Source organism: Candidatus Amarolinea dominans (assembly GCA_016719785.1).
Taxonomy (GTDB): domain Bacteria; phylum Chloroflexota; class Anaerolineae; order SSC4; family Amarolineaceae; genus Amarolinea; species Amarolinea dominans.
Genome location: JADJYJ010000005.1, coordinates 12,861 through 29,297, shown reverse-complemented (window position 1 = coordinate 29,297; position 16,437 = coordinate 12,861). Strand labels below are relative to the sequence as shown.

General features: G+C 64.1%; 19 protein-coding genes and 1 pseudogene. 1 reads left to right on the top strand and 19 read right to left on the bottom strand.

Features of this window, described 5'->3' with window-relative positions:
• From IPM84_08445 to IPM84_08400, 10 genes and pseudogenes are all read right to left on the bottom strand, one after another.
• Positions 1–627, bottom strand: coding sequence for a hypothetical protein (locus tag IPM84_08445; GenBank protein MBK9092793.1), 627 nt, complete (start codon positions 625–627; stop codon positions 1–3).
• Between the two features lie 109 nt (positions 628–736).
• Positions 737–1,600, bottom strand: a complete 864-nt coding sequence (locus IPM84_08440) for a shikimate dehydrogenase (GenBank protein ID MBK9092792.1) — start codon at positions 1,598–1,600, stop codon at positions 737–739.
• Between the two features lie 67 nt (positions 1,601–1,667).
• Positions 1,668–2,969, bottom strand: a complete 1,302-nt coding sequence (aroA, locus tag IPM84_08435) for a 3-phosphoshikimate 1-carboxyvinyltransferase (GenBank protein ID MBK9092791.1) — start codon at positions 2,967–2,969, stop codon at positions 1,668–1,670.
• Positions 2,970–3,017: 48 nt separating this feature from the next.
• On the bottom strand, positions 3,018–3,935 hold the full coding sequence (locus IPM84_08430) for a prephenate dehydrogenase (GenBank protein ID MBK9092790.1): 918 nt from the start codon (positions 3,933–3,935) through the stop codon (positions 3,018–3,020).
• A 22-nt stretch (positions 3,936–3,957) separates the two neighbouring features.
• Positions 3,958–6,666: a hypothetical protein gene (locus IPM84_08425; GenBank protein ID MBK9092789.1), complete on the bottom strand. Its 2,709-nt coding sequence runs from the start codon at positions 6,664–6,666 to the stop codon at positions 3,958–3,960.
• Between the two features lie 50 nt (positions 6,667–6,716).
• A complete protein-coding gene (locus IPM84_08420; protein ID MBK9092788.1) occupies positions 6,717–7,745 on the bottom strand; it encodes a hypothetical protein in 1,029 nt (342 codons plus the stop codon).
• A gap of 272 nt (positions 7,746–8,017) precedes the next feature.
• Positions 8,018–8,960: pseudogene (aroF, locus tag IPM84_08415) on the bottom strand (3-deoxy-7-phosphoheptulonate synthase).
• Positions 8,961–9,059: 99 nt separating this feature from the next.
• Complete coding sequence (aroF, locus tag IPM84_08410; GenBank protein ID MBK9092787.1) at positions 9,060–10,073, bottom strand: 3-deoxy-7-phosphoheptulonate synthase; 1,014 nt, start codon at positions 10,071–10,073, stop codon at positions 9,060–9,062.
• Positions 10,074–10,204: 131 nt separating this feature from the next.
• Complete coding sequence (gene pheA / locus IPM84_08405; protein ID MBK9092786.1) at positions 10,205–11,698, bottom strand: prephenate dehydratase; 1,494 nt, start codon at positions 11,696–11,698, stop codon at positions 10,205–10,207.
• Between the two features lie 106 nt (positions 11,699–11,804).
• Entirely contained in the window at positions 11,805–12,083 is a 279-nt protein-coding gene (locus tag IPM84_08400) for a hypothetical protein (GenBank protein MBK9092785.1), read from the bottom strand.
• A 32-nt stretch (positions 12,084–12,115) separates the two neighbouring features.
• On the opposite strand from IPM84_08400, the gene IPM84_08395 reads away from it, so the two are divergent.
• Complete coding sequence (locus tag IPM84_08395; protein MBK9092784.1) at positions 12,116–12,415, top strand: hypothetical protein; 300 nt, start codon at positions 12,116–12,118, stop codon at positions 12,413–12,415.
• Here the strand turns inward: IPM84_08395 and IPM84_08390 are convergent.
• From IPM84_08390 to IPM84_08350, 9 genes are all read right to left on the bottom strand, one after another.
• Complete coding sequence (locus IPM84_08390) at positions 12,351–12,722, bottom strand: hypothetical protein (protein ID MBK9092783.1); 372 nt, start codon at positions 12,720–12,722, stop codon at positions 12,351–12,353. The genes IPM84_08395 and IPM84_08390 overlap by 65 nt on opposite strands.
• Before the next feature lie 236 nt (positions 12,723–12,958).
• Entirely contained in the window at positions 12,959–13,147 is a 189-nt protein-coding gene (locus IPM84_08385; GenBank protein ID MBK9092782.1) for a hypothetical protein, read from the bottom strand.
• A 442-nt stretch (positions 13,148–13,589) separates the two neighbouring features.
• Positions 13,590–13,967 (bottom strand): hypothetical protein, encoded by a 378-nt coding sequence (locus IPM84_08380; protein MBK9092781.1) that lies wholly within the window; start codon positions 13,965–13,967, stop codon positions 13,590–13,592.
• Between the two features lies 1 nt (position 13,968).
• Positions 13,969–14,415, bottom strand: a complete 447-nt coding sequence (locus IPM84_08375; protein ID MBK9092780.1) for a putative toxin-antitoxin system toxin component, PIN family — start codon at positions 14,413–14,415, stop codon at positions 13,969–13,971.
• Complete coding sequence (locus IPM84_08370; protein ID MBK9092779.1) at positions 14,408–14,956, bottom strand: helix-turn-helix domain-containing protein; 549 nt, start codon at positions 14,954–14,956, stop codon at positions 14,408–14,410. The genes IPM84_08375 and IPM84_08370 overlap by 8 nt, the downstream gene beginning before the upstream one ends.
• 131 nt (positions 14,957–15,087) lie before the next feature.
• Entirely contained in the window at positions 15,088–15,303 is a 216-nt protein-coding gene (locus IPM84_08365; GenBank protein ID MBK9092778.1) for a type II toxin-antitoxin system HicB family antitoxin, read from the bottom strand.
• Positions 15,304–15,582: 279 nt separating this feature from the next.
• Positions 15,583–15,840 carry a hypothetical protein gene (locus IPM84_08360; GenBank protein ID MBK9092777.1) on the bottom strand — a complete coding sequence of 86 codons (258 nt, stop codon included), beginning with the start codon at positions 15,838–15,840 and terminating at the stop codon, positions 15,583–15,585.
• Between the two features lie 28 nt (positions 15,841–15,868).
• Complete coding sequence (locus IPM84_08355; GenBank protein MBK9092776.1) at positions 15,869–16,192, bottom strand: hypothetical protein; 324 nt, start codon at positions 16,190–16,192, stop codon at positions 15,869–15,871.
• A gap of 2 nt (positions 16,193–16,194) precedes the next feature.
• On the bottom strand, positions 16,195–16,431 hold the full coding sequence (locus IPM84_08350; GenBank protein ID MBK9092775.1) for a zf-HC2 domain-containing protein: 237 nt from the start codon (positions 16,429–16,431) through the stop codon (positions 16,195–16,197).
• Positions 16,432–16,437: the final 6 nt, after the last annotated feature.

Sequence of the window (16,437 nt, the reverse complement as noted above, 5' to 3'; positions counted from 1 at the left end):
TTACGGGCGGGAATTGTTCTTGATGGGCAACGGGGCGCTGGCGGAGTAGGTGCGGCGCAGGCGGCGCAGTTCGATTTCATGCCAGAACAGCGACATGGCGGCCATGAGCATGAAGCCGGCGGCCGCGCCTACCAGCCAGGGCTGCAGCCAGGGCAAGCGGTTGAAACGGACGGCCAGCGTCCACAACACAGTCAGGGCTGTTTGCTGTTTGGCTAGTTTGAGTAGGGCCGCGGATACGGTTAGCACGCGCAGGGGCGAATCTGCGCGCCGGGCCGGGCGCAGGCGGTTGAGCAGATGCAAGATCACCAGGTGCAGCCGCGTCACGATGATGCCGCTGCTGAGGGCATAAAAGAGGAAGGCATCTTCCGCGCCGCGCACCATGCTGCCAATTAGTGCCAACATGACGATGACGCCCAGCGCCGCGGCCATGAACGGCCCATAAAACCAACGTTGATTGGTCACGGCCGACCGCAGCCAGGGGTTGAGTTCGTACACAGCGCCGGCCCGCAGCGCCGGCTGCGCCGCCCACAGGGTCAGCCAGTAATCGGCCAGCATCATTGCGCCGGCGGCAATGGCGCAAAGGAGCCAGTAGGGGGCCAAACCGACCTGATCCACGGGTGTGTTCATAGGATTCCTCTCACAACTATACCGGCGGTTGAAACCGCTGCAACCATTGCCAAGTCGGCCTGCGCCGACTGGCTGATCCCCGCCCGTGATGAGCGCATTCGACTGGCGCTCAATGTTGCGCCAGGGCTGCTTCGGCCGCGGCACGCATGACAGCCACCGGGGCCGGCCTGCCAGTCCAGCGGGTGAGGGCGGCGGCGCCCTGCTGCACCAGCATGCCCAGACCGTCAATCACGCGTGCGCCGCCCACCTGGGCATGGCGCAGGAAGGTGGTCAGGCGGGGTCTGTAAACCAGGTCATACACGATCTGGTCAGGCCGCAGCGCCAAGGCCTGATCCCAGGGCATCGCATCCTCATCCGGCCACATGCCCACCGAGGTGGTGTTGACGATCAGCCCCGCGCCCGCGGCCGCGGGGGCCAGGGCCTCGGGGAAGCGCGCACAGGATACAGACGCCGCCGGGTAATGATAAGTGACGATTGCGGCAATGGTTTCGGCGTGCGCCAGCGTGCGGTTGACGATGGTCACGGCTGCGCCGGCCGCCACAAGGGCAAAGACCACGGCCCGCGCCGCGCCACCTCCGCCAATTACCAACACCTGCTGCCCGATCACTTGGACCCCGTGCGCCAGCAAATCGGCGATGAAACCGCTGCCGTCGGTGTTGTCTCCCAACAGGCGTGAGACACGCATCTCTCCGTATTTTACCATCGGCCCGTCGTCGGTGCCAATAGCCTTGTTTTCCCCTTGCAGCGCCGGCGTGGCCCAAAAGAGGGTGTTGACCGCGCCCATCGCCCGCGCCGCCGGCGTCAGGTCATCTACCAGGGCCAGCACCGCCTGCTTGTGCGGCACGGTGACGTTGGCGCCGATGAAGCCCTCGGTTCGCAGCCTGCGCACGGCGGCCGCCAGGTCAGCGGGCGGCGTCGGCAGCAGTTCGTAGGTCCAGGGCAGGCCCAAGGCGGCCAGGGCGGCGTTGTGCATGGCCGGGCTGAGCGAATGGGCCTAGGCCAGCCCAGGAGTCCCAGGCGCTTCCGGCCCGCCGTCTCCATCAGCTCACCTCGGCGCCCAGCTTGACCAGCAGGCGCTCGAAGCCGGGGAACGAGTCCGCGATGCATTCCGTGTCCATGATGGTGGTTTCGCCGTGCGCCAGCAGCCCGGCGATGCACAGGGCCATCGCCAGACGATGATCGCCGTGCGAATCCACCACGGCGCCGCGCAGCGGGGTTGGCCCTTCGACGATGAAGCCGTCAGGCTGCGCCTCGATGTGTGCGCCCAGCTTGCGCAGCTCGGCCACCACCGTGCTGATGCGGTCGGTCTCCTTGACGCGCAATTCTTCGGCGTTGCGCACGGTGGTGATGCCATGCGCCTGGGTTGCGGCCACCGCCAGCACCGGTAGTTCGTCAATGGCGCGCACCACCATTTCTCCCGCCACGGTGGTTGCCGTCAGCGGGCCAGGCCGTGCGGTGATGTGCCCCACCGGCTCGCCGCAGACCTCCGTCTCTTCGCTGATACGCAGGTCCGCGCCCATGCGGCGCAGGATGTCGAACAACCCGCGGCGGGTGGGGTTGAGCACCACATCCTCCAGGGTGATGACTGATCCTGGCACCAGGACGGCAGCCGTCAGCAGAAACGCGGCCGAAGACATGTCGGCCGGCACGCGCAGATCCAGCGGCTGCAAGGGCATTGTGGGCGCTTCGCTGGTGATTTTGGCGCCCAGGGTATGCACCGGTGCGCCCATGGCGCGCAACATGCGCTCGGTGTGATCGCGGCTGGGACCAGGTTCGACCACCACCGTCAGGTCGTGTGTGAAGAGGCCGGCCAGCAGGATCGCCGATTTGACCTGGGCGCTGGCGATCGGCAGCCGGTAGTCAATACCGCGCAGGTTGCCGCCCTGAATCGCCAGCGGCGGCAGCGTGCCGCGTTGGCGACCCAGCACGATCGCGCCCATCTTGCGCAGCGGTTCGGCCACGCGTCCCATGGGGCGCCGGCTGAGCTGCGGCCCGCCGCTGAGCACCGCGAAGATGCCCGCGCCGGCCACCAGCCCGGCCAACAGGCGCATGGTCGTGCCGGAGGTGACGCAATCGAGCGGCAGGGATGGCTCCTGCCAGCCGTGCAGCCCGCGGCCATGAATCAGCAGCTCGTCCGCGCCGGCCTCTTCGATCTCGATGCCGAGACGGCGCACACACTCCAGGGTCGCCAGGCAGTCGCCCCCGCGCGGAAAGCCACGCACCCGGCTGACGCCATCGGCCAGGGAGCCGAACAGGACGGCCCGATGTGAAATGGATTTGTCGCCGGGTACTCGCACCTGCCCGATCAGCGCTTCCGACCGCTGCACGGTCAAACTGTTCATGTGTGACCTTCCCATCCTTGAATTCTCAGTCCACTTTGCGTCCCTGCGTTAAACCTGTCCCCCACTCACAACCTGGCCCCGAGCAAAGGCGAGACGCTGCGCCTGCGCCGCTTGCAGCCGGTGCAGCAGGGCCGTTTCGTCGTCGTCGGCCAGCCAGGCGTCCAGTTGCTCCAGCTCCTGGCGGAAGGCTGCCAGCGCGGCGCGCACGGCTGGCCGATTGGTCAACAAGATGTCCAACATCATGGCCGGGTCGCTGCCGGCCAGGCGGGAGGTGTCCCGAAAACCGCTGGCGGCCACCTGCCATACCTCGGCATCGTCTGCGCCCACCTGGCTGGTCAGGTTCACCAGGGCGGCGGCCAACAGATAAGGCAGATGGCTGATGGTCGCCACCAGGCGATCATGGCGGGCCGGCTCCATGACGAGGGGTCGCGCGCCCAGCGCTTCGATCAACGCCAGGCCGGTCGCCAGGCTGGTCGGGCTGGTGCGGGACAGCGGGCACAGCACAAAGGTCTTGTCTTGATACAGCGTCGCCTCGGCCACTTCCAGTCCCGACGTTTCTTTGCCGCACATCGGATGACCGCCCAGCACTTGTAACGCCGGCGGCGTCAGCGCCAGCGCCGCGCACACCGTTTGCTTGGTGCTGCCCAGGTCAAGCAGCAGCGCGCCCGGCTGCATGTGCTGGGTCACCTCGGGGATTTGGCGCAGTAAGGTGCGCACCGGCGTCGCCAGAATCACCAGGTCGGCCGCACTAACCGCTGACAGATCGCTGTCGGCGTCATCAATGGCGCCGAGCGCCTGCGCCGTGTGCAGCGTCTGCGGCCGCCGGGCAATGCCGATGAGGCGGCCCTGGTGCCCTGCAGCCTTGAGGGCCAGCGCCAGGGAGCCGCCCATCAGGCCCAGGCCCACGATGGCGACCGATCGGCGGCGAAAAGTCGTTGCGTTCTCTATGACAGGCGTGTCAGCCATGGCTTCCGCCGTGTTGATGTCTTCAACGGGGGATGATCGGCGCAAAGAGCAGGCAGCCGTTCAACCATTGATGGCTCTGGGTCGTTGCCGTTGCCCCATTGGCCGTCCAACTGGCCTGCGCGCCCACATTGACCAGCACCAGGCTGTCATGACAGCCATCCTGGAGCCGCGGCGAGCGACTGCCCGCGGTCAGCGCCGCACTCAACGCCCCACGCCGAACGGGCGTGGCAAAGGAGGTCGGCGTTGATGTCGGGGTAGCGGTCGGCGTGCTGGTCACCAGCGCCGTGTCGGTCGGCGTGGCCGTTGGCAGCGGCGTGTCGGTCGGCGTGGCCGTGGGCAGCGGTGTATCGGTCGGCGTGGCCGTTACCAGCGGTGTATCGGTCGGCGTGGCCGTTGCCAGCGGGGTATCGGTCGGCGTGGCCGTGGGCAGCGGGGTATCGGTCGGTGTGACCGTTGCCAGCGGCGTATCGGTCGGCGTGGCCGTTGCCAGCGGGGTATCGGTCGGCGTGGCCGTTGGCAGCGGGGTATCGGTCGGCGTGGCCGTTGGCAGCGGTGTATCGGTCGGCGTGGCCGTTGCCAGCGGGGTATCGGTTGGCGTGGCCGTTGGCAGCGGCGTCGCGGTCGGCGTCGAGGTTGCCAGGTAGGTCACGATGAACAGGTTGTCAGCGAAGATGCCGCTGCCCGGACTCGCGAAGCGGATCCAGCGGTTGCTCACGCTGACGCCGCCAGGCCCGGCCAGCGCCACATTGAACTGGTATTGATTGGGGTCTTGGGGCGCGAGATAGAGATGATAGGCCGCCCAGGACAGATCACTGGTTTGCAGGGCAAAAAAGCCGCTGCCGTCGCTCTGAGTGTTGCCCAGGAAGGCGCCGAGCAGGTTGGGATCGGCGGAGGCCCAAAGTTGCACAAAGGCAAAGCCGGGCACGCTGCCGCCGCCGGGCTGAATGAGACGACCTCTGAACTGCGCGACCCCGGTCACGCTGGTCGGCGTGGACGTTGGGGTGACGGCTAACGTTGGCGTGGGCGTTGCTGTGAACGGAGCGGTCGGCGTGGGCGTCGGGGTGACGGCCAACGTTGGCGTGGGCGTTGCTGTGAACGGAGCGGTCGGCGTGGGTGTCCAACTAGCCGTGGGGGTGGCGGTGACCGCGGGCGTGTTGGTGGGCGTGGCGGTGTCTACCGGGGTGGTCGTATCGGTGGCCGTGGGCGTAACAGTCGGCGTGTCGGTGGGAGTGGCGGTGGGGGGCGCGGCTGGCAGGCGGATGCGGTAGCTGACACTGCCCGTTTGTTGCGCGGCCAGCGCGGATAGATTCCAATGCACCGCGTTGCCGATCAACTCGCCGCCGCCCAAGTCAACGATTTCCCAGGCGCCGGCGGGCAGTATCGGCAGGGTGTTGCTGATGATAACGTTTTCCACCGGCACGTCGCCCACCTGGTACTCGATGGTGTAGGTGATCTCGTCGCCCCAGGTGATTGACCCGCTGCGGCTGCCGGTCAGGCGCAGGGCCAGGTCAGGCGTTGGGGTGGCGGTGGCGGTCGGCGTGGCGGTGAAGGTGGCTGTGCGGGTGGCCGTCGCGGTCGGCGTGGGCGTCAAGGTGGGGGTGAGCGTGGGGGTGCGGGTGACCGTGGGGGTTGCGGTCGGCGTGCGCGTACCGGTTGGCGTGCGTGTCGGTGTGGCCGTCGGCGTGGGGGTGGGCGGCTGAACCCGCGCCTGGAAGACGGTGGCGCTGGGCGCTGATCCGTTCCAGCCACCGATGATGTAGATGTCATGGCCCTGGCTGGCGGCTATCGCCATGCGCGCACGGGGAACCGGCAGTGAGGCGCCAGGCGGGAGCGGCGTCAGGCTGCTGCCCAGGCCGAAGACGAAGACGGTTGATTCGATGGCCGCGCCGTCGGTGCCGCCGACAATGAAGAGACGGCCCTGATCGGCCACGCTGGCATGGTCGGCGCGGCCTTCGGCCAGGGCTGCGCCCAGGTTCTCCCAAGCGCCCAGGCTGCCGTCGTTCTGCAGCCGTGCGCGGTAGACCTGGCGCGAGACCGTGGCTGTGGTGGGCCGGCCGCCGCTGACCCAGAGCGCGTTGTCGAACATCACTGCGCTCAGGCGGTAGAGGGGGGTGGGCAGGGCGGGCGCGGCGGTCCAGGCGCCGAGGCTGCCGTTGGCCTGAATGTTCGCCCGCCAGACCGACGCCAGTGGGTTCTGGAAGTAGCCGCCGATGACAAAAAGCTGATTGCCCACCGCCGCGAACGCATGCGTCACGCGCTGCTGTCCGTCGGGCAGCGGGGTCAGGCTTTGCCAGGGCGCCAATGAGCCATCCGCGGCCGCGGTGGTCATGTAGACCGCGCGTTCGTAGTTGGCGCCGTAGCCGGCCGCCACATAGATGCGATTGTTGGCTACCGTGGCGTTGTGGCTGTAGAGGGCCACGGGCAGCGGGGTGGTGGTCTGCCAGGCGCCGAGCGTACCGTTGGCATTGATGCGGGCGCGCCGCACCGTGCTCAGGGCGTTACCTGCGCTGTTGCGGCCGCCGATGACGTACAGCCAGTCGCCCAGGGCCACCGCGGCCGTGCTGTCCAGGGCTTCGGGCAGGGCGGTGACGCTGGCCCAGCCGCTGATGTCGGCCACTGGGTTGGCGGCAACGGGGCCAGACCAGGCGAGAAGACAGGAGACGGCGATTGTGCCCACCAAGAGCGCGATCCAAAAAGCGTGCGGGCGCAGCCGCAGTCCGTCAAGACGCATGTTCAAAGACTCCTTGTGGCGATGTTTCGATCAGGGCGTGCGCCCAGTTCTCAGGGTGGCAGGGTTGGCGCCGGTGTGGGGCCGCCGCCCGGCAGTTCGACCATGAGCACGCGTGCCGAGGCTTCCGGCCCAATGCGGCGGTAGGGGTTCAACTGCACCACTGCCACAGTCCAGAAATAGCGGCCACTGCCGCCCTGCTGCACGCCATAGGACCCGGCCAGGCCAACGGTGGCGCTGGTGGTGCTGACGGGCGAGCTGGCGCCGTAGTGATCCGGCTGACCCTCGCGCCAGACCCGTATCTCGAAGCCCTGGTTGGCGACCAGCGGTGGGCCGGCCCAATTCCAGGCAAAGGTGACTTCGCCGTTCGTCACGAGGTTGTTGGCCGGCGCGATCAACACGGGCGCTTTGTCAATCGTCGCCGGCGCGGCCGTGGGGCGCCGGGTGGGCGTGGCGCGCACCGGGGTATTGGTGGCGCGCGGGCGCGGCGTCAGCGTGGGTGTGGCGGTCGGCGGCGGTGACGCAGTCGCAGTGGCAGTCGCGGTTGGGGTGAACGTGGGCGGCGGCGCTGTGGAGGTGGGGGTATTCGTGGCTGTGAACGGCGGCGACGTGGGCATGGGCGTGCCATCAACGGCCTGCAGGATGAAATCGGTGGCAGTGACCTCTGCCGTGGAGGCTGGCAGCGTCGCGGTGGCGCGTTCGGCAATCACCATGCGTGCAGGCTCGATCAGGCTGCGAATCTGCGGCCAAAACCAGACCAGGGCCAGGGCCAGGCCGATTACGACCGCGCCCAGCAGCACATAGCGCAGCGCGGTGAGCGCCGCAGGTTCGTCGGCGTCGTCCGCTTCGGCCAGGACCGCGGCCCGTGTCCTCGAAGGCGCAGCCTTGACATAGAGTGGACAGCGCACGTGCTCACGCGTCAGGCAAAAGGTGTCCTGATGCTCGATTTCGATCCCTTCGGCGCGCGTCAGGGCAAAGCAGAGATTCTCATGCGTCGGATAGCCGAAATGGACGGTTCGATCGAAGTCAGTGCCCACGAAGGGACAGGAGTGCTCCAGGTCAATATCAGGTTCTGGTGTCATGAAATAGTTCGCTCATCAAGATGCAGCATGGCTGGCTGCGTTAATTTCACAGCGGTTATTAGAGTTTATGCACAGAATGAACTCTATTCTACCACAAGAGCCAGAAAAGCGCCTTTTTTGCATGGCCTGTAAATCAGCGCCGCCGAATGAATTCGGGGCGAAGGGGCCGGCCGAATGAATTCGGGGCGAAGGGGCGTTCCGCCGCCAGGTCGGCCTGCGCCGACCAGCCTCGCGTCCATCAGGCGCGATTTTGATCGCCTGTCGCTCAGCGGCTACAGGGCGCGGCCCACGGCCGCGGCCACGGCTTTCAATTCCCTGACCAATTGGGCGAACTTCTCCGGTTTCAAGCTCTGCGCGCCGTCCGACAGGGCCTCGGCCGGGTTTGGATGCACCTCGATCATCAGGCCGTCCGCGCCGGCCGCGACGCAGGCTTTAGCTGTGGCCGCCACCAGGTCCCATTTGCCCGTGCCGTGGCTGGGGTCGCCAATCACCGGCAGATGGCTGAGCTGCTTGAGCACCGGGATGGCGTTGATGTCCAGGGTGTTGCGCGTGTAGCGTTCGAAGGTGCGGATGCCGCGTTCGCACAGCATGACCTGGTAGTTGCCGTTGCTCAGCACATACTCGGCCGACATCAGCCATTCTTCGATGGTGGACATCATGCCGCGCTTCAGAAAGACCGGGCGATTGCTGCGTCCCACCGCGTGCAGCAGCGCGTAGTTCTGCATGTTGCGCGCCGATCTGCAAGATGTCGCTGTATTCAGCCACCAGCGCCACCTGCTCCGGCGCCATGACCTCGGTGACGATAGGCAGGCCGGTCTGCTCACGCGCCTCGGCCAGGATTTGCAACCCCTCCTCGCCCATGCCCTGGAAGCTGTAGGGCGAACTGCGCGGCTTGAACGCGCCGCCGCGCAGAATATGCGCGCCCGCCTCTTTGACCGCCCAGGCCGTTTCCAGCAGTTGCGTGCGGCTTTCCACCGAACACGGCCCGGCCATGAGGATGATCTGATTGCCGCCAATCTTGACGCCGCTGACGTCAATCACCGTATCGGCCGCATGAAACTCGCGGCCGGCCAGCTTGAACGGCTGTAAGATGCGCACGGTCTTTTCCACGCCTTCCATCATATCGAACTGCTCACGGTCCACGATCGGTTTTTCGCCCACCACGCCGATCACCGTGCGCGCCTCGCCCTGACTCAGGTGGACCTTGTAGCCCATGCGCTCCACGCGCTAATCACCGTGCGGATTTCGCGGCCCAAAACCCGCGGCCGGTCTCAGCGATTGAAATCGCTGCCCCTGATGATTTTCCTCCCTCATTTACAGATCGCGGTCCATGGCCGCGGCGATGCGTTTGAGCTGCTGCATCAACTCGGCGAATTTCTCCGGCCTCAGACTCTGTGCGCCGTCCGACAGGGCTGTTTCCGGGGTGGGATGGACTTCCAGGATGAGACCATCCGCGCCGGCCGCAATGGCCGCCCGCGCCATCGGGATCACCAACTCCGACTTGCCGGTGGCGTGACTGGGATCGGCGATGACCGGCAGATGGCTGAGCTGCTTGATGACGGGCACCGCGTTCAGATCGAAGGTGTTGCGCGTGTAGGTCTCGAAGGTGCGGATGCCGCGTTCGCACAGCATCACGCGGTAGTTGCCGTTGCTCAGGATGTACTCGGCCGACATCAGCAGCTCCTCGATGGTGGACATCAGCCCGCGCTTGAGCAGCACCGGGCGTTGGATTCTGCCCACCGCGTGCAGCAGGCCGTAGTTTTGCATGTTGCGCGCGCCGATCTGCAAAATATCTGCGTATTCGGCCACCATCGGCACCGCTTCGGGCGTCATCACCTCGGTCACGATGTACAGCCCGGTCGCCTCCCGCGCCTCCGCCAGGTATTCCAGACCCTTGAGGCCCAAGCCCTGGAAGCTGTAGGGCGAGCTGCGCGGCTTGAACGCGCCGCCGCGTAGAATAGTCGCGCCGGCCTCCTTGACCGCCCAGGCCGTTTCCAGCACCTGGCTGCGGCTTTCAACCGAACACGGCCCGGCCATGATGACCAGCCGCTTGCCGCCGATCTTGACGCCATTGAGCGCGATCACGGTATCTTCCGGCTTCGAAGTGCGGCTGGCGAGCTTGAAGGGGTGCATGACCACCATCGTCTTTTCGACGCCGGGCATCACCTCGAAAATTTCCTTGTCAATTTTGCGCTCGTTACCCACGACCGCCACCACCGTGTGCTCCTCGCCATATATCGGATGCGGCGTCAGGCCCAACTCCTGCACCCTGGCGATCACCGCCCCAATCTCCCCCGCCGTTGCCCCTGGCTTCATGACTACGATCATAAATACTCCTTTCGATTTTCGATTTTGCGAAAACCGGGTGACACTAACCGTTCTTCGATTTTCGATGCGCCTACGCCGCATCGCACGCGACCCTCTGCTACTTTGTACTTTGCACTTTGCACTTTGTACTTTCAGATCTGCAACAGCGCGTCCTGGCTGGCTTCGCCCATTTCGGGCATACGCGCGGCCGGGTAGCTGCCGAGCAGTTTGACGAACGCGGCGCGGGCCAGGAGGGCGACGAGCGCTTCCTGGCAGGCGGGCTGGCGCCAGTCGCCTTCGAAATCGAGGTAGAAGACGTAGTGCCAGGGGCGATTGCGCCGCGGCCGGCTTTCCAGCTTGGCCAGGTTGATGCCGCGGCTGGCAAATTCACCCAGGCAGCCGTGCAGCGCGCCCGGCGTGTGCGGTGTCGCAAAGACCAGCGAGGTCTTGTGCGGCTCATCGCCAGCGATGCGAGCCGGCATGGCCGCGCCCCGCTGCGCCACCACGAAGAAGCGCGTGAAGTTCCAGAGCAGGTCCTCGATGCCCTCTTCCAGGACGGTCAACCCGTAGGTGCGGCCGGCTAACGCGCTGGCAATCACCGCCACGCCCGGCTCTGGATGCTGCGCCAGTTCTTTGGCGCTGCCGGCCGTGTCATACCAGGGGATCGCGCGCCAGCCGTGTTGGTTCAGGTAACGCTCGCACTGCGCCAGCGCCTGCGGGTGCGAGCGCACCTGCTGAATGTCGGCCATGCCGGTGCCGGGCAGGGCCAGCAGGTTGTGGCGCACGCGCAGCAGAATCTCGCCCACCACGGTCAAGTCCCGCTCCAGCAGCAGATCGTAGGTCTTGTTGATCGAGCCGGCCACCGAGTTTTCCACCGGCGCCACACCAAAGTCCGCGCCGCCCTTTTCCACCAGTCCAAAGATCTCCTCGAAGGTGTGGCAGGGCAGGGTCAGCACCGGCTCGGTGAAATGCTGGCGGCCGGCTTGCTCCGAATACGCACCATGCTCGCCCTGAAATGCCACGCGGAAGGCGCTCGCCGTCGCGTGACCGGCGCCTGGCTCGGCCGCGGTGGCCGGGGCCTGAGCGGGGTTCAATGCTTGGTTGTCTGCTATTTTCATGGGCGCTGAATCCTCTGAGTTGACATAAATCATGGCGGTTGCGACCGGCGCGGGCGCGGCGGGCGGCAGCAGGGCCTGGTTCTGCGCCTGGCGTCGTTCGCGCCAGCTCTGCATCTGGCGCTCGATCCAGTCATTGAGGCTGTCCCAGTTCACCGGCGGCAGGGCAGCTTTGTCCGGGCGCAGGTGGCGTGCGCCGCGCACATAGACATGGTGCAGATCGGCCGCGGCGCGGTCCGTGTTCCAAAAGACCAGCACGCGGATGCACATGCCCAGCGCGCCGGGCACCGCCATCTCATGTCCGCACATCAGCGCGGCGTTCAGCCAGCCCAACTGGCGGGCGGCAAAAGCCGGGAACTCGCTGTTGACATCCGCGGTGGTAGTGAACAGCGCCGCGGCCACCTCATCGGGGTGGATGCCATTGAGCCGGATCATCAGCGCCAGCATTTCGCGCGTGCGGCGCAGGACTTCTTCACGGGTATTGCTGTCCACGGTTGTCGCGCCGCGGACGCCTCGGCAGACGATTGTCACAGACTCATCTCCCTGAGGCCGTTGCCTGTTGGGCAAAAAAGAAGCGTGGGCTTGTGCGCCACGCTTCTCGGCCTTCCTGGTCGGTTGGGTTTGAACGTCCTTGTCATCACCCTGATGCGTGGGCACCGTCAATCTGGCGCTGGTAGGCGCCATAAAAATAAGCAAAATAAAACCCACGCCAGTCGAACGAGCGTGGGTTGGGCAGACGCACGAAGGCCGCCGCGGTGCGCTGAGCAGCGGCGTGGGCGGGGCGTTGATCCAAATCGAGCGAACGTGCGATCTTGTTCATCATCTTGCCTGTTGTGGTCAAGACTGCGGGCATGTTAGCACAGCCGTAGGGAATTGTCAAAGTTGGGCTGCTTTCACCCGATTTGACGGTCTCCATGCCTCTTGCTATACTCCGTCAAGAGGTGAAAGATGGTCACGATACCGCTGCAGTTGCCCAATGAGTTGGCCCGACAGATCATGCCGCTCCAGGATCGCTTGCCTGAGATCATCGAACTGGGGCTTCGCCAGCTTGCTGCGATCAGGAAAGCAGAAATCACTTATCCCCATGCCAAGCAGCATGTCCTGGACGCCCTCGCTTCGACGGGCATCGTCACCCTACCGACGCCATCCGCACAACGCAAGACTCGTGTTCGCCGCACGCCGATCAAAGCCGGCGGTCTGCCAGCCAGCGAGATGATCGTCGCGGAACGACGCGCAAGCTATGAGTGAAGTCGCTTGCTTGCTCGTGGGTCTCCTCTGCTAGCATCTCGAACCGGGCGGCGATCTCCGCTCGCGGCACGTCGCTCGACAGGACGACCCGGCATCGGGCTTCGGCTACGATCTCGGCCGGCGACAGGCGATGCGATGCGGCAGCTTGTCGCTGCTGTTGCAACCGAGCCACCATTTGCGCCACCAGGCGGATATCTTCCAGCGGCAACTGACCCAGCCGCACAGCCACGCCGCCGATGATCGCCTGGACCGATGCAGGTGTTTGGCCGAGACCGGCGGCCTCGTAAACCACAGCGATCGTTTCCAATTCTTTGGTAGCGTCTATGAGCTACCAGATGGTAGAGACGATCCCTGCCTGCCGAATTCTAGCATCACGAGAAATGAGCGGTAGATTGAATTGAAGAGCCGTGGCGGTGATAATGCGATCTGGCATGTCGGGTACAAGACTGCGATCAACCTTACGCAACGTCGCCGCAATTTTCTCGTCGAGTGCCGCTATTGCATAGCTACCACCTATCGTCTCAAGTAGACTGAAGACCTGATTCACAAGCGCATAGGGCAGGCGATCTTTTCGGCCAGATATACAAGCTCCACAAGAATGATGCTTGGAATCAGTATTTGGTGCAGTCCCTGGTCTGTTTCCTGGAAAACTCGATGCGCTCTTTGAGAGAGTCTCGCATCATTGGTCACATGCCAATGCAAGGCATGCGTATCTGTCACAAATTGGCTCATAGGCCGTTCTCCGAAATTTTGCCACATTTGCGTCGTACGGCAGCCACATCTTCATCTTGCAGCGTAATACCTTGCCATAGCCCACCCAGGGTAATCGGAACATACGGCGTCTGCACGTGAGTCTGTGTCTGGCGCCTGAGTTCAGGAACTCGACAAACGTGACCACTTCACGCAGTGTATCTTCAGGAAATGATTCTAGCAACGCCAGAAGCTGGTGCTTCAAGCTGATCGTTTGAGTTGTCATGTTTTTGTCTCGACTCCTTCCGCTGTTTTCACCCGAATTGTACCCCAGAAGGCAGGTCGCCGCAAACCGATGCGATGGCCGGGCGCTGTTGTGGCAGGGTTGGAGAAAGAAAGAGCGCATCGCGTGATGCGCTCTACTGCAGTCGGGTCGCTATTTGCGCCACCAGGCGGGTATCATCCAACCAGATGCGCAGGCGGCTCACCCGGTCTGTGTGGCATTCCAGTCACCCTTGACGTCTTCCCAGCGCAGCGCGCCGCTCTGCTGCGGGCCTTGACGCAACTTGGGCAGCACAGCCTTTACCAGCGCCCGATCTTCGACGTCTTCCAACCAGGCGAGCAAGGTATTCCAGGTATCCATACTCATCTGAACCGCGGCCGGCCGACCGTCGGGATACACCACATACTGCACCGACTGAAGCATCTCCACTGCACTCATAATGGCACGTCCTTTCGTTTCCAGCCACAGAGATGACTCGCAGGTCTGTGCTTCATGACCCAGACTCTCATAGGCGGCATCTTTCTCGTTGCTCCAAAGTTCTGCCAATACCGGATCGGCGCGCGCCGTCAGAGCGAGCAAATCATGGCTCCGGCGGCTGATCGCCCCGCACTTTCCACAGGAAAGGCAGCGCCTTGGTGACCTTGATGCCTCGGTAGATTCCTTCCAGCAGATCGGAATGAGGATCATACGTAACCAGATAGTGCGCCCGGCCCACTACAGCACACGCGAGAATCTGGTCGTCATCGGGATCAGCGGTTATTACAGGAACAACCGCTTCCGGCGACACTTTTACCCATTCCGTCAGACGGTTGATCGTCGCCAGTAGCTCCTGGATCTGATCTTGGCCGATACCGCGCTCTTGTAGTTTCTCGACCAGTTCGATGAGTAACGCCTGGCTGACGAGTAGGACAAATTCCTCTGCGCGCCAGCGGCGCATCAACTCCTGCGTGGGACTGGTCGGGTTCCGGCTGAGCAGGGCAGACACGAATACGTTCGTGTCGAAGACCGCGCGGAGTGGCTCAGTCACCGAGCCAATCTCCCTCGATGGCCGTGCCCTGCGCGATGGCCTGCTCACGAATCTCCTCTGCCAGCGCCTCGAACCGGGCGGCGATCTCGGCTCGCGGCACGTCGCTCAACAGGGCGGCCCGGCGTCGGGCTTCGGTTACGATCTCGGCCGGCGACAGGCGATGCGATGCGGCGGCCTGTCGCTGCTGTTGCAACCGAGCCACCATTTGCGCCACCAGCCGGACATCTTCCATCGGCAACTGGACCAGCCGCAGAGCCACGCCGCCGATGATTGCTTGGACCGATGCAGGTGTTTGGCCGAGACCGGCGGCCTCGTAAACCACAGCGCCTTCCTTGAGATACGTCGCTTCCTCTGACGTAGCTTGCGGCGCGACATCAGATTGCATCGGTTTCAGCAGCCTGTCGAGCGCCTCCCGCCGTATGCGAATCCGCCGGCCAACCCGCACAGCCTCGAGTTCGCCCGCATGGACATAGCGACGAATGGTGATTTCGTGCAGCCCGGTGATTTGCGCAACTTCTTGGATGCTCAGTAGCTCAGCCATCAGCGTCTCCTCACTGATCTTGAGATAACTTGAGTATACAGGAGACGCGGAGAAGTGTCAAAGTGCGTTACTGCGCGAGGGATCCGGATCGCAAAATGATTCAGTTCTGGCATCCACGAGAGGTAGACGGCTCATGCTGCTACCTCGATTTGCTGAAGACCGACAAAGCGCGGCAGAATATCGAGAGGCTGGGCCTCCTCCAGGCAGAGTTCCAGCACCTCTCTCAGATTGCGTTGAAGCTCATCCCAGGTAGCGCCCTGTGAATGTGCGCCGCGGATGCCCGGGACGATTCCCACATACAGATTGGTGTCTGGGTCGAATTCAACGTAGGCGGTGAAGGTTTTCATCATTTGTACCACTTTTTCAACTCCCTCCGCTGTTTTCACCCGAATTGTACCCCAGAAGGCAGGTCGCCGCAAACCGATCCGATGGCCGGGCGCTGCGCCTGCAGGCCCTGCCAGGGTCCGAGAAAGAGAGAGCGCATCACGTGATGCGCTCTCTCGATGGGTGGATGTTGGGGACTGCCGCTGGCGCAGACCGTCGTTACTGGTACGATACACTGATGGATGGAATGGTACACGGATCACACGGATCGCACGGATGAAATGCTCCCGATATCGCCTTGTTCACAGGCGATCATAGGCGGCATCTTTCTCGTTGCCCCAAAGTTCTGCCAATACCGGATCGGCGCGCGCCGTCAGAGTCAACCAACTGCCGTCGTCATCTGACAGGGTCAGATCGTTCGCCAGGCGATCTTCCAACGCCTTCGTCAGATACTCGTCCATGGACAGGCGACGCCGAGTACAGATCAACTGGACACGTTGCTTCAACTCAAGCGGCACGCTCACAGTCAGACGAGCGTATCCTGCGGTTGTTCTGTTCATGGTATCCCCCTCTCTGTTTTGCTCTTAACTACCTTTGCTCTGCGCCACTTCTTCCATTCCCTCTGCTGCTTTCACTCGAATTGTACCCCAGAAGGCAGGTCGCCGAAGCCTTCTCGGCCTGGTCGGGAGAATCGGGCATCCCCTCCGACAAGGCGTCCATGATGCGCTCAGTCAAATCATTGGCCGTAAGAAATGCCTGGTAGGCCGGCGTGGTGATCAGAAAACCGTCCGGTACAGGCAAGCCTGCCCGCGCCAGGCGCGCCAGGTTGGCGGCCTTGCCCCCAACCAGCAACAGAGTCGCTCGATCCGAGGCCAGGGGCAAAATCCAGGTCGGTTGAGAAAGGTTGGCCATGATCATACGTCCACCAGGTCAAGCGCGCGGTAGAGGCGCTCACGGGCCGCGCGGCTCAATGCGGGTGCGGGCAGCTCGTGATAGAGGAGCACGGTCTTACGCAGGGTGTCGGCCACGGCAAAGCAATCGGCGCAGGCGGCCAGGTGTTGCTCGATCGCGACACGCTGTTCGAGCAGGGTTTCGCCGTCGAGATAATCGGATAGGCTGGCCAGCACATCCTGGCAGGTCACAGCCGTCATCTTGAC

Coding starts and splice junctions, on each gene's coding strand:
- IPM84_08445 (MBK9092793.1), bottom strand. CDS start 627: ATGAACACACCCGTGGATCAGGTCGGTTTGGCCCCCTACTGGCTCCTT.
- IPM84_08440 (MBK9092792.1), bottom strand. CDS start 1,600: ATGCACAACGCCGCCCTGGCCGCCTTGGGCCTGCCCTGGACCTACGAA.
- aroA (MBK9092791.1), bottom strand. CDS start 2,969: ATGAACAGTTTGACCGTGCAGCGGTCGGAAGCGCTGATCGGGCAGGTG.
- IPM84_08430 (MBK9092790.1), bottom strand. CDS start 3,935: ATGGCTGACACGCCTGTCATAGAGAACGCAACGACTTTTCGCCGCCGA.
- IPM84_08425 (MBK9092789.1), bottom strand. CDS start 6,666: ATGCGTCTTGACGGACTGCGGCTGCGCCCGCACGCTTTTTGGATCGCG.
- IPM84_08420 (MBK9092788.1), bottom strand. CDS start 7,745: ATGACACCAGAACCTGATATTGACCTGGAGCACTCCTGTCCCTTCGTG.
- aroF (MBK9092787.1), bottom strand. CDS start 10,073: ATGATCGTAGTCATGAAGCCAGGGGCAACGGCGGGGGAGATTGGGGCG.
- IPM84_08400 (MBK9092785.1), bottom strand. CDS start 12,083: ATGGAGACCGTCAAATCGGGTGAAAGCAGCCCAACTTTGACAATTCCC.
- IPM84_08395 (MBK9092784.1), top strand. CDS start 12,116: ATGGTCACGATACCGCTGCAGTTGCCCAATGAGTTGGCCCGACAGATC.
- IPM84_08385 (MBK9092782.1), bottom strand. CDS start 13,147: ATGAGCCAATTTGTGACAGATACGCATGCCTTGCATTGGCATGTGACC.
- IPM84_08370 (MBK9092779.1), bottom strand. CDS start 14,956: ATGGCTGAGCTACTGAGCATCCAAGAAGTTGCGCAAATCACCGGGCTG.
- IPM84_08365 (MBK9092778.1), bottom strand. CDS start 15,303: ATGAAAACCTTCACCGCCTACGTTGAATTCGACCCAGACACCAATCTG.
- IPM84_08360 (MBK9092777.1), bottom strand. CDS start 15,840: ATGAACAGAACAACCGCAGGATACGCTCGTCTGACTGTGAGCGTGCCG.
- IPM84_08355 (MBK9092776.1), bottom strand. CDS start 16,192: ATGGCCAACCTTTCTCAACCGACCTGGATTTTGCCCCTGGCCTCGGAT.
- IPM84_08350 (MBK9092775.1), bottom strand. CDS start 16,431: ATGACGGCTGTGACCTGCCAGGATGTGCTGGCCAGCCTATCCGATTAT.